Source organism: Streptomyces sp. CT34 (assembly GCF_000805335.1).
GTDB lineage: Bacteria > Actinomycetota > Actinomycetes > Streptomycetales > Streptomycetaceae > Streptomyces.
Genome location: NZ_KN708638.1, coordinates 3,140,367 through 3,152,801 on the forward strand (window position 1 = coordinate 3,140,367; position 12,435 = coordinate 3,152,801).

Genomic DNA, 12,435 nt, shown 5'->3' on the forward strand with positions numbered 1-12,435 from the left:
CCGGATCCGAGCGGCTCGACCCGCAGCGCGCCGCGATCGGCGAGCCGCCGCTGATCGACGGCGCGGTCCTCTCCCTCCAGGGCCCCGGCCCGGCCCCCGCGCACGGCCTCCCGCACGGTTCCGCCCGGCTCCGCGTGGTCTCCGGCCCGGACGCGGGCGGGGTGCACCTGCTGCACGGCGGGCAGATCCGTATCGGCCGCTCCGCCGACGCGGACGTCCCGCTGGACGACCCGGACGTCTCCCGGCTGCACTGCGCCGTCACGGTCGAGCCGGACGGGTCGGTCTACGTGGCCGACCTGCGCTCCACGAACGGCACCGCGGTCGACGGCACCGAACTCGGCGAGCAGGCCGCCCCGCTGCGCCCCGGCGCCCTGCTCCGCATCGGCGAATCGGCCCTGCGGCTCCAAGCCGCCCCCAGCAGCCCCGATCCGGCCCTCGGCGTCGCACCCGACGGAGAGGGCCACCTCCGGGTGACCCCAGGGGCAGCGGACGGCGCCCCCGGGCCGCACACCGGAACCGCCCGGGACACCGGCGCGCCCCCCGCCGGCTCCGGCCACTCGTCCCTCGGCTCCGCCCCGTATCCGGCAGCCGGCGGCGCGTTCGGCCCCCCGGCCACCGCCGCTCCCGTGCCGACCCCCCGCGACGGCACCGCCCCCGGCGGCACGGCCCGCCGGGACACCCCGCTGCGCGGCACCCCGGCCCCGCCCGCCGGCGGCCCGCGCGGCACGACCACCGGCGGCTACGGCTCCGGACCGCACGGCTCCCTCACCACCGCCCCGGGTCCGGCCGCCGCCCCGTACGGTTCGGCCGTGCCCGGCACGCCCCCCGTACGGGCCGACCGGGCGGCCCGTAGCGCCCGGGAGACCCTCGACTCGCCCACCGCACCCGACGACCGCGGACCCGACGATTCCGGCCACGGCTACCCCGTCGCCGACGCCACGCCGGCCGACGGGCAGACCCACGGCGGCCGGCAGTCCCTGGCTCCCCCCGACCCGGTGACCCGTAGGGCGGGCCGCCGGGGCGGCATCGGGGCCTGGGCGCGGCGGCTGGCCGGCGGGCGCCCCGCCGTGGAGCCCCTGGCCGGCCCCCCGGAGGCGGCGGCCGGCCCGTCCGCCGGACCGGCCGGCGTCCCCTCCCGTACCGGCGCCGACGAGGGTCCCGCCGCACCGCCCGCCGGCCCCGCCGCGCACGAACGCTGGCCGGACGCCGCCGCGATCCTGCTCACCGCGCTCGGGCCGGGCCCCCGCCTCTGGGAGCGCGGACCGGACCACCCGGACGCCCTCGCCGTCCGCCTCGGCACGGCGGACGGGCCCGGCGGCCGGTCCGCCGTGCCGGTCACCGTGGAACTGCGCCGGGCCGGCGCCCTGGGACTGGCCGGTCCGCGGGCACGGCTCGCCGGACTGGCCCGGTCCGCCGTCGCCCAGCTCGCCGCGCTGCACTCCCCCGGGACGCTGGAGATCGTGCTGATCAGCACGGACCGGTCGCGCAGCACCGAGGAGCGGGTCGCCGACTGGTCCTGGCTGGGCTGGCTGCCGCACGTCCGCCCGGCCCACGGCCAGGACTGCCGGCTGCTGCTCGCCTACGACAGGGAACAGGCCACCGCCCGTACCACCGAACTGGTGCGACGGCTGGACGACGGCCCGCTGGGGCCCTCCTGGGCCAGCGCCGAACGCTCCGAGGTGGCATCCGCCGCGGCCCGCCATCAGGGGCCGCGCACCCTCGTCATCGTCGACGGCGACCCCGGCTCGTCCGCGCTGCGCGAGACCACGGCGCGGCTGGCGGCGGGCGGCCCGGCCTGCGGAATCCACCTGCTCTGCCTGGCCGAGACCCCGGCCGCCTCACCGGCCTTCCCGCTGGCCGCGACGTACGAGGCGGCGCGGGTGGCATCACCGGCGTTCGGCGAGTGCGGGGCAGTGGCGGTGCTCAGCGGCGATGTCGCCACCGCGCTGCGGGTCGTCCAGCCGGGCTCCGGGCCGAACGGCGCGGTCGCGACGGTGGACGCGGTCTCCGCCGCCTGGGCGGAGCGTTTCGCCAGGGCACTGGCCCCGCTGCGCGAGACCGAGGCGGGCGTCGCCGGCGGGCCGTCGACGCACCGCGCGGCCGTCCCGCTGCCCGAAACGACGCGACTGCTGGACGAGTTGGGGCTGGCCCGCGCCACCCCCGCGTCCCTGATGGCGCGCTGGGCGGCTGCCCTGGACACCGACCGGCCGGGCGCCGCCGCGGTCCTCGGCGCCGGGCCGCACGGCCCGCTGATCGCCGATCTCGCCGCGGATCACACCCATCTGCTCCTGGAGGGCGCGGCGGCCACCGGCAAGACCGAACTGCTGCGGTCCCTGGCCGCCTCGCTCGCCGCCGCGGACCGCCCGGACCTGCTGTCGCTGGTCCTGGTGGACGGCGGCGGCACCGAACGCGGCGAGGGCCTGCGGCTGTGCACGGACCTGCCGCACGTCACGACCTATCTGGCCGCCTCCGACCCGGTGCGCATGCGGGAGTTCGCCCAGGCCCTGTCCTCCGAACTCAAACGGCGCGCGGAAATACTGGCCGGCACGCCCTTCGCCGACTGGCGCGCCAAGCACCTCCCGGCGCCCCGCGTCATCGCCCCGCGCCGCTCCGCCGAGACCGTCACCCCCGGCCCCCTCGGTGACACTCCGCAGGAACTAACTACTCTCCGTAATCGTTGCCGTAACAATGAGGAAAGCGGCACACCGGCGGACCCCTCAGAAACCGGCACGCTCCGCCTGCGGTCACGCCACGGCGCCCCGGGCGCCCCGCCTCCGGACGCCGCAGCCTCCGCCGCCCCCGCGGACCCCACCGGATCCGCGGATCCCGCCACGGCCGCCGCCCCCATGCCCCGCCTCTTCGTCCTCGTCGACGACTTCGACGCCCTGGTCTCCCCCGCCCTCGGCAGCACGGGCCGGCCGGCCGCCGGCTCCGTGGTGCGCGCCCTGGAGGCGGTGGCCCGGGACGGCGCGGACCTGGGCGTCCACCTGATAGCCGCCACCGGCCACCCGGACCGCACGGACGGCACCGCGACCGCCGAACGGGCCGGGCTGCGCATCCAGTTGGGCGCCGCCACCGACCCGTCCGAGCCGGTACCGCCGGGACGCGGGTGGCTGCACCGCGCGGAGGACGGCTCCTCGACGCCGTTCCAGGCGGGCCGGGTCACCGGACGCATACCTCGCACCTCTACGCTCCGGCCGACCGTGGTGCCCCTGGAGTGGCCGCGGATGGGCGACCCGCCGGCCCGGCGCCCGTTGCGCGAACTGGGCAACGGCCCGACGGACCTGGCCCTGCTGGCCAGCGCACTGGAGCGCGCCGCGCAGTCCTCGGGGGCGGCGGCGGCCCCGCCGCTGGTGTAGGGGTGCAGCGGGGGCCGGGTCTGGTGTAGCGGCCTGGTCTGGTGTAGCGGCCTGGCGGGGGTGGTGTGTTGGTGCCGGCCCGCCTGAATGTGGCGTCTGAATGCGGTGTCTGATTGCGGTGTCTGATTGCGGCTTCGACGCCCGCCGGGAACGGCGTCGAGGTGCTGGTACGTGCTGGTACGGGGCGGCGTCGAGGTACTGGTACGGGCGAGCCGCCGTCGGCGCCGGCAGGGCAGCGGGCACACAGCGGCAAGCGGACACACAGGGCAGACACACAGGGCAGCGGGTGGGCTTTCGGAGGCGGGGCGCCGGACGGCCCGTTGAGGCTTGGTGAGCGGAGCCAGGGGCGTGGAGGATCCTGCCGGGGCCGGCCTTGTGGGGAGGGGATGGCCTCGTGGGGCTTGGCCTCGTGAGGGATCGTGAGGGATCTCGTGAGGGAGGGCGCCGTCGGGTGCGCCGTCGGGTGCTGGGCCTGGGGCCGTCGCGGCTGGGTCGTCGCGGCTGGGCCGTTGAGGCTGGCGCGGACTGGGCAACCTGGTCAACACGTGCCCAGCCGTCACATGTGTCCCACCGTCCGTAACGGCCCCATTGCAAATGGAGAGTTGGCGGGAAAGGCGGTATTGCGGAGCCGGTGGTGGGGGCGTAGGACTGTCGCACACCGTACGCGTACACGACAGGGCACGGCGCGGCGCGGCCGTATGCAGTCATGCACGGCCGCGGGCAACGTAAACGTAGGCGACTCGGCAGTTGACGAGCGGCGGCGGGCGGCAGGCGGCGGGAGTACAGCGGCAGGGCGCTCGGTAGGCAGCGGCGAGCGGTCCGCAGGCGGCGAGCCGTTGTCCGCACCATGCACCGGCGCAGGGCACGACGCACCGCCTTCGTAGCACGTACCAGCAGCACGCACCGCTTCGTAGCACGTACCAGTTGGCACTCACGAGTTACAACCACTTACACCAGTAGCACGCACTGCTCAGTTGGACGGTCACGCCGCTGCGTGCCACGGCTGCCGGGACCGCGAACGGCTTCGCGACGGTGGGCGGCGGGCCGCGGCGGGAGAGGCACTGCGGGCGCAGCGACGAGACGAGGAGTTACGGGGAGACGAAGGGTTACGGGAGACGAGGGGCCACGGGGATGAGTAAGGGGTTACGGGGATGAGTAGAGGGATGGGCGGGGCGGGGTTACGGGGTGCCGGCGTGGTGGCGGTGGTCGCCACGATGGCGCTGGGGCTGGCGGCCTGCGGCGGCGGGAGTAGTAGCGGTGGTGGAAGTGGGGGCGGGGGCAAGGGGGTTGGCACGGCGCCTACGGTGCAGTTGCCGAAGCTGGGCGGGCAGCGGTTGCAGGTGGCGGCGGTGTGGACGGGGGCCGAGCGGGAGAACTTCACCAAGGTTCTGGCGGAGTTCGAGAAACGGACCGGGGCCAAGGTCGACTTCGTGCCGAGCGGGGACGACATGGCCGGGTTCATCGGGTCCAAGATCGCGGGCGGCGGGCCGCCCGATGTGGCCATGTTGCCGCAGGTCGGCGTGGTGAACGAGTTCGCGCAGAAGGGCTGGCTGAAGCCGCTCGGGGCGGATGCCAAGGCGCAGTTGGCGAAGAACTTCAGCAAGGGGTGGCGGGACCTGGGTGCGCACAAGGGCACCGAGTACGGGGTGTATTTCAAGGCCAGCAACAAGTCGCTGGTCTGGTACAACACCAAGGTCTTCCGGAATGCGGGGGTCACCGAGCCCCGTACCTGGCCGCAGTTCCTGAAGACGGCGGAGACGATTTCCGAGTCGGGTGTGGAGCCGGTGTCGGTGGGCGGTTCGGACGGCTGGCCGCTGACCGACTGGTTCGAGAACGTCTATCTCTCGCAGGCGGGTCCGGCGAAGTACGACCTGCTGACCAAGCACGACATCAAGTGGACCGACCCGTCCGTGAAGCAGGCGCTGACCACGCTCGGCCAGCTCTTCGGCCGCAAGGAGCTGCTGGCGGGCGGCAGTTCGGGGGCGCTGCAGACGGACTTCCCGACGTCGGTGACGCAGGCGTTCAGCGGGGGTGACACCCCCAAGGCCGCGATGGTCTCGTCGGCCGACTACGCCGAGGCGAACATCGCGCAGACGAAGGCGAAGGTCGGGACGGATGCCAAGGTGTTCCCGTTCCCGGCGGTGGGGGCGAAGTCGCCGGTGGTGACCGGCGGGGACGTGGCGGTGGTCCTCAAGGACAGCAGGGCGGCGCAGGCGCTGCTGACGTTCCTGGCGTCGACGGACGCGGCCAGGATCTGGGCGCAGGCGGGCGGGTTCATCTCGCCCAACAAGGAGCTGGACCAGGCCGCGTACGCCGATGGCGTGATGCGCAAGATCGCCAAGGAGCTGATCGCGGCGGGGGACGGTTTCCGCTTCGACATGTCCGACCAGGCGCCCGCGTCGTTCGGCGGCAAGCCGGGGCAGGGCGAGTGGAAGGACCTCCAGGACTTCTTGAAGAACCCGGAGGATGTCGCGGGTACGCAGGCGCAGTTGGAGAAGGACGCGGCGAAGGCATTCGGGCACTGAGGCGGCGGGGGTGGCCCGGGTGGCCGAGTGGCCAGATGGCCGGGTGGCCGGGTGGCCGAGTCGGCGGGTGGCCGAGTCGGCGGGTGGACGGGTGGCCGTCGAGGGCCGCGCGAGCGGAGGGCGTCCCGCCGGCCACCGCCGGCAGGCATCAGCAGGAAGGCAGGCATCAGCAGGCGGGTATCAGCAGGCAGGCGGGCATCAGCAGGCAGGCGCCGGGGACCGGGAGTTACCCGCGATGACCACGTTCCCGCCATGCCCACGGCGCAGGAGGTTCCCGCCATGACCACCAGGAGGTTCCCGCGATGACCACCGGGAGGTTCTCACGATGAGCGCCGGGAGACGGTCGCCATGAGCGACGCGGACGTACCGGCCGGGGCGGCGGCCGGTGGGCGGGTCCGGCGGCGGCGTGGTGTCACCGGTACGCGGGCCTGGGTGGCGGCGGTGTTTCTGCTGCCGGCGCTGGTGCTGCTGGGTGCGCTGGTGGTCTGTCCCATCGGGTTCTCGGTCTACCGGAGCCTGTTCGACGCGTCCGGCAACGGCTTTGTGGGGCTGGGCAATTACGGGCAGATGTTCTCGGACGAGGCCATCCGGACCGCGCTGCGGAACAACGTGGTGTGGGTGGTGGTCGCGCCGGCGGTGTCGACGGCGCTCGGGTTGATCTTCGCGGTGCTGACCGAGCGGGTCCGCTGGGGCACCGCGTTCAAGTTGGTCGTGTTCATGCCGATGGCGATCTCGATGCTGGCGGCGGGGATCATCTTCCGGCTGGTGTACGACCAGGATCCGCAGCGCGGGGTGGCGAACGCGGTGTGGGTGGGGGTGCACGACGCGTTCGCCGCACCGGCGCCGTTCCCGGGGGCCAAGCCGCGGCCGAACGCGGATCTGCGGCCGTCCGGCGGCGGTTCGTTCACCACGGCGTCGGTGGTGCGGGCCGGCTCGCCGGTGAAGCTGCCGCTGGTGGCGGTGCGGCCGGAGGACGTTCGGGACGCGCAGCAGGCGGTGGCGGCCCGGGAGCGGCCGGGCATGGTGACCGGAACCGCGTGGCTGGATTTCACCCGGGGTGGCGGTGGGCGGCCGAATGCGATCGACCCGGGTGAGAAGGCGCTGGCCGGGCTGACGGTGCAGGCGGTCCGGGGCGGGGCGGTGGTCGCCTCGGCGACGACGGCGGCGGACGGGACGTTCGCGCTGCCGGCGGCGAAGGCCGTGGGGGCGCGGATCCGGCTGCCGGGAGCGGACTTCGCGGCGGCGTACAACGGTGTGGATTGGCTGGGTCCGGCGCTGGTCACCCCGGCCATCATCGGCAGTTATGTGTGGATGTGGGCCGGTTTCGCAATGGTGTTGATCGCGGCGGGGCTGGCGGGTGTGCCGCGGGAGCTGCTGGAGGCGGCGCGGGTGGACGGGGCCGGCGAGTGGCAGGTGTTCCGCCGGATCACGGTGCCGCTGCTGGCGCCGGTGCTGGTGGTGGTGCTGGTCACGCTGATGATCAATGTGCTGAAGATCTTCGACCTGGTGTACATCATCGCGCCCGGGTCCAGTCTGCGGTCCGCCAATGTACTGGCGTTGCAGCTCTTCCAGTCCTCGTTCGGTACGGATGTCAACGAGGGGCTGGGTAGTGCGATCGCGGTATTCCTGCTGCTGCTCGTGCTGCCGGTGATGTACGTCAATCTCCGGCGCCTACGGAAGGAGCGTCGCCGATGACGACGGTGGACGGGGCCGTGGGAGCGGGTGCGGGCGCGGGCGATGGCGCCGCCGGTCGCCGGGGCGCCGGGCGCGGGGTGCCTCGGGGCGGCCGGGGGCCGCTGACCGCGCGGCTCGCGGCGCGGACCGGCGGCGGTGCGGTGCGGGTCTTCCTGGTGCTGGTGGCGCTGTTCTGGCTGATGCCGTCGGTCGGGCTGCTGCTGTCGTCGCTGCGCGGTCCGGCGCAGATCGCCGGGTCCGGCTGGTGGCAGGTGTTCGCCAGGCCGGCGCAGATCACGTTCGCCAACTACGGTCATCTGCTGTCCAACGGGAAGGTGATGGGTTCGCTGGTGACGACCGCGGAGATCACGGTGCCGGCGACGGTGCTGGTGGTGGTCATCGGGTCGCTGGCGGGCTATGCCTTCGCCTGGCTGGACTTTCCGGGACGGGACGCCTGGTTCATGGTGGTCGTGGGGCTGCTGGTGGTGCCGGTGCAGGTGGCGCTGATTCCGGTGGCGAAGCTGTTCGGTGCGGTCGGGCTGTTCGAGACGACGGCCGGGGTGGTGCTCTTCCATACGGCGTTCGGGCTGCCGTTCGCGGTGTTCCTGCTGCGGAACTTCTTCGCCGAGATCCCTCGGGAGCTGCTGGAGGCGGCGCGGCTGGACGGGGCGGGCGAACTGCGGCTGTTCACACGGGTGGTGATGCCGCTGGGGGGTCCGGCGATCGCGTCGCTGGGGATCTTCCAGTTCCTGTGGGTGTGGAACGACATGCTGATCGCGTTGATCTTCGCGGACAGCGGGCATCCGCCGATCACGGTGGCGCTCCAGCAGGAGGTGCGGCAGTTCGGCAACAACATCGATGTGCTGGCGCCGGGCGCGTTCCTGTCGATGGTGGTGCCGCTGATCGTCTTCTTCGCGTTCCAGCGGCAGTTCGTGTCCGGGGTGATGGCGGGCGCGGTGAAGTGAGGGCGGTGAGATGACATCGGTGGAGTGACTTCGGTGGAGTGACATCGGTGGAGTGACTTCGGCGAAGTGAGGGCGGGGGCGGGCGCCGCCGTACGTCCGGTACGCGGATCGGTACGGCATCGCATCGGTGCGGGCGGATCCGCAGGCGTGACCGGAGCGGTGGCCGCAGCTCACCTTCCGTTCATGTTCCTCCCCCACGATGGCGCCCGCTCCGTGAAACGCATGGTGCGACCGGGGTGCGTCGTGCCGGGTACCCGGCCGCGGTGCCGGCGCACCGTCCCCATACCCCACATACCCCGCATACCCCGCGTGTCGTACACCGCCATCGATTCCCGACCGTCTGGAGACGGACCGCACATGACTGCCCTCACCGCAGACCAGAGTGCCGAACACCTGCCGCGCCCCGCGCGGCTGTCCGATGTCAAGGGCTGGTTCTTCACCGCCGACCAGCTGCTCTTCGACTGGTTCCTGAGTCATCAGCGGGACCGGTCCGAGGCGGGTGACCTGCTCGAACTGGGCGCGTACCTGGGCAAGAGCGCGATCTTCCTCGGTGCGCGGCTGGGTGCCGGCGAGCGGTTCACGGTCTGCGACCTCTTCGACTCCCCGGCCGGGGACGCCTCGAACTCGAAGGAGATGGCGAAGTCGTACGCGACGCTGACGCGGCGTGCCTTCGAGGCCAACTACCGGGCGTTCCACGACGAGTTGCCGGTGATCGTGCAGGGGCTGAGCTCGGTGATCCGGGAGCATGTGGCGGACGGCAGTGTGCGGTTCGCGCACATCGACGCGTCGCATCTGTACGAGCATGTGGCGGGCGACATCCTGGCGGTGCGGGAGCTGCTCACCGAGGGCGGTGTGGTGGTGATGGACGACTTCCGTGCGGAGCACTGCCCGGGGGTCGCCGCCGCGACGTGGCAGGCGGTGACGGCGCACGGGCTGCGTCCGATCTGCATCACGGGGACGAAGTTCTACGGCACTTGGGGTGATCCGGGGCCGTACCAGGACGCGCTGTTGGAGTGGCTGACCGCCCGCGGCGATGTGTGGCACGAGGTCCAGCAGGTCAACGGCGGGCCGCTGATCCGGCTGAGCGCCAAGGGGGCGAAGGAGCCGGCGCACCCGGTGTCGCGGTATGCGGCGTCGGCGGCGGGCGTAGCGGAGGGGGCGGCGGCGCGGTCCTCGAAAGCATCCCCGAAGACGTCACCGAAGACGTCACCGAAGGCGTCCGCGGTCGGTCCGGCACCGCGCCCGGAGCGCGGTGCGCTGCGCCGGGTGGCGCGGGATCTGCTGCCGCCGGTGGTGACCCGGGCGATCGTGCGGGCACGCAAGCGGTCGGGCGCGGCGCGGGGCTGAGCGGCGCCGGCGGGCGTACGGGCCGGGGCCGTTCTTCCGGCCGGGGTACCGTACTTCCCGGCCGATGCCCATACGTCCCAGCCGAGGCCCGTACGTCCCGGCCAAGGCCCGTACATCCCGGCCGGCCGCCTCGCGGTGCGGCGGGTTCAGCCGCGCGGTACCTGCCCGACCAGGACGAAGACGTTGGACCGCAGGACCCGCCCGGCGGTCCGCGGCAGCGGGGAGGAGTAGGTGCGCCGGACGGCCAGCCCGGCGGACTCCGCGAAGGCCCGCAGCAGGGTGAAGTCGGTGAAGCGGGCGGGCGCCGGCCCGGTGCGGTGGCCGGCCTCCTGCGCGGTGATCAGCACCACCCCGCCGCCGGGCCGTACGTAGGGCACGTAGGCCCGCAACAGGCCCTCGACCTGCTCGTCGTCCAGGTGCTCCAGGACGTGTGCGGAGAGCAGCGCGTCGAAGGCGCCGGGGCGGGCGTGCGGGCCGGCCAGGAAGGTGTCGGCGGTGTAGGCGGTGAGGCCGCGGGCCCGGCAGCGGGCCACGGACAGCGGGTCGTGGTCGATGCCGACGCTGCCGGGTGCGCAGCCGGCCAGGGTGTCGCCGCTGCCGCAGCCGACCTCCAGTACGCGACCGGGGCCGATCCGCCGCAGCTGCCGGCGGTAGGGCGGCCGGGCGGGCAGCAGCCGGGCCAGGCCGCCGCGTTCGCGGAGGGCGGGCAGCCGGGCGGTGGAGGCGGCCGGTGCGGTGCCCGCGGGGCGGTGGGTGCGGGGGGTGCGCGCGGTGCCGGGGCCCGGGGCCGCGGCGTCGGGGCTGTCGGTGGCGGCGGAGCTGTCGGTTCGGCCGGGCATCGGGTGCGGTCACCTTCCTGAGGGCGGCGGGCTGGTTGCCGGTGTCCGGTGCGCGGGGCGCCGGTCACGCTGTCCCTCGGTCTACGCCATGGCGGGGGGCGGGGCGGGGCCGCCGCACCTTCGCCTCACCCTTTCAGCGCAGACCGGGTGACCGCGCCGCCGATGGACGAGTTGAGGGACGAGTTGGCCGCACCGTCCCGTGGTTCGCCTGTCCGGAAAGGCTTGTCAGCCCATGAAGCCTCGGCTCACCGTCGTCGTCCCGGTCCCTCGCGGCGAAGGGGCCGCACGCAATGTGGAGGAGTGTCTGGAGTCGGTGGCGGCCCAGACGCTGGACGGGCTGGACGTGGTGCTGGTGGACGACGGTCCCGCGGAGGGGCCGCCGGGTGCGCCGTGGCGGCGGTTCACCGAGCGGGACCCGCGGTTCCGGGTGGTGCACCACGAGGGCGGCGGGCGTGGCGGGGCGCGCAACGCCGGTGCCCGGCACGCCTATCCGCACACCGGCTATCTGGCGTTCCTCGACGCGGACGACGTGCTGCTGCCGCGTGCGTACCAGGATCTGTGCGGGCTGCTGGACACGTCGGGGGCGGATCTGGCGACCGGCAACGTCTACCGGCTGGGGGCGGCGGGCCGCGGTCAGTCGGCGGAGCATCCGGCGGAGCGCGAGACGGTGCTGCGCACCCACGTCACCAGGGACCCGTCGCTGCTGGGCGACGGGTTCGTGCGGAACAAGGTGTTCCGGCGGGCGTTCTGGGACCGACACGGATTCGCTTTCCCGGAAGGGGAGTTGTGCGAGGACGCGGCGGTGTCGCTGCCGGCGCACTTCCTGGCCGAGGCGGTGGACGTGCTGCACGAGCACGTCTGCTACTGGCGGTTGCCGGAGGGCGCGGAGCGGCACCGGCGGCCGACGGCGCAGGGGGTGCGGGACCGGTTCGCGGCGGTGTCCCGGATCCGCGGCTTCCTGGGTGATCCGGCCTGTCCGGAGCGGGTCCGCCACCGATCCGCCTACGACCGGGCGCAGTTGACGGGCGGGCTGCTGGATCTGGTGGAGGCGCTGCCGGGTGCGGCGCCGGACTGCCGTACCGCGTTCCTGGACTGCGCCCGCGACTTCCTGTCCGGGGTGGATCCGCGGCTGCTGCGGGCGCTGCCGGTGGAACTGCGGATGCGCTGGTATCTGGTCCGGGCGGGGCGGCTGGCGGACCTGGTGGCGCTGCTGGCGCACGAGGCGCGCAATCCGGCCGGGTTCTCGGTGGCGGGGCCGCCGCTGCGCAAGCGGGCGGTGCTGCCGCCGGAGGTGCCGCTGGAGCTGCCGGCGGGGGTGACGCGGCTGGGCCGGGACGACTTCCCGGTGCGGGCCGAGGTCCGGGAGGCGGTGTGGCGGGAGGGGGTGCTGGTGCTGCGCGGCTGGGCGTATCTGCGGAATCTGCCCGCGGCGGCCCGGCACAGCTATCTGCGGACGGCGGTGCTGACGTGCGGGCGGCGCCGGGTGCTGCTGCCGCTGCGGCCGGTGCTGATGCCGGAGGCGACCGCGGCGTCGGGGCAGGAGCTGCACTGCTACGACTGGGCGGGGTTCGAGCTGCGGCTGGATCCGGCGCGGCTGCGGCGGGGCGGGCTGTGGGAGGAGGGCGACTGGCGGGTGGGGGTGCTGCTGGCGTCGTCGGGGGTGGTGCGGGCGGCGGCGCTGGGCGCGCCGGAGAGCGGGTCGGGGGCGGCGCCGGGTGCGTACGAG

General features: G+C 74.2%; 7 protein-coding genes. 6 read left to right on the forward strand and 1 reads right to left on the reverse strand.

Going from position 1 to position 12,435, the window contains the following annotated elements; all coding sequences use genetic code 11:
• From RZ84_RS13760 to RZ84_RS13780, 5 genes are all read left to right on the forward strand, one after another.
• The coding region (locus RZ84_RS13760; RefSeq protein WP_241777694.1) for an FHA domain-containing protein at nucleotides 1-3,359 on the forward strand (3,359 nt) is incomplete at its 5' end.
• Nucleotides 3,360-4,573: 1,214 nt separating this feature from the next.
• Nucleotides 4,574-5,884 carry an ABC transporter substrate-binding protein gene (locus tag RZ84_RS13765; protein ID WP_078894630.1) on the forward strand — a complete coding sequence of 437 codons (1,311 nt, stop codon included), beginning with the start codon at nucleotides 4,574-4,576 and terminating at the stop codon, nucleotides 5,882-5,884.
• 348 nt (nucleotides 5,885-6,232) lie between these two features.
• Nucleotides 6,233-7,579 carry a carbohydrate ABC transporter permease gene (locus tag RZ84_RS13770; RefSeq protein WP_043264565.1) on the forward strand — a complete coding sequence of 449 codons (1,347 nt, stop codon included), beginning with the start codon at nucleotides 6,233-6,235 and terminating at the stop codon, nucleotides 7,577-7,579.
• Complete coding sequence (locus RZ84_RS13775; protein ID WP_107068118.1) at nucleotides 7,576-8,523, forward strand: carbohydrate ABC transporter permease; 948 nt, start codon at nucleotides 7,576-7,578, stop codon at nucleotides 8,521-8,523. The genes RZ84_RS13770 and RZ84_RS13775 overlap by 4 nt, the downstream gene beginning before the upstream one ends.
• A gap of 357 nt (nucleotides 8,524-8,880) precedes the next feature.
• Complete coding sequence (locus RZ84_RS13780) at nucleotides 8,881-9,870, forward strand: class I SAM-dependent methyltransferase (protein WP_043264566.1); 990 nt, start codon at nucleotides 8,881-8,883, stop codon at nucleotides 9,868-9,870.
• A 146-nt stretch (nucleotides 9,871-10,016) separates the two neighbouring features.
• On the opposite strand, the gene RZ84_RS13785 is transcribed toward RZ84_RS13780, so the two are convergent.
• Nucleotides 10,017-10,709, reverse strand: a complete 693-nt coding sequence (locus RZ84_RS13785; RefSeq protein ID WP_043264567.1) for a class I SAM-dependent methyltransferase — start codon at nucleotides 10,707-10,709, stop codon at nucleotides 10,017-10,019.
• 232 nt (nucleotides 10,710-10,941) lie between these two features.
• Between RZ84_RS13785 and RZ84_RS39720 the strand changes: the two genes are divergently transcribed.
• Nucleotides 10,942-12,435 (forward strand): glycosyltransferase family 2 protein (locus RZ84_RS39720; RefSeq protein ID WP_198539984.1); only part of this gene is annotated, 1,494 nt, incomplete at its 3' end.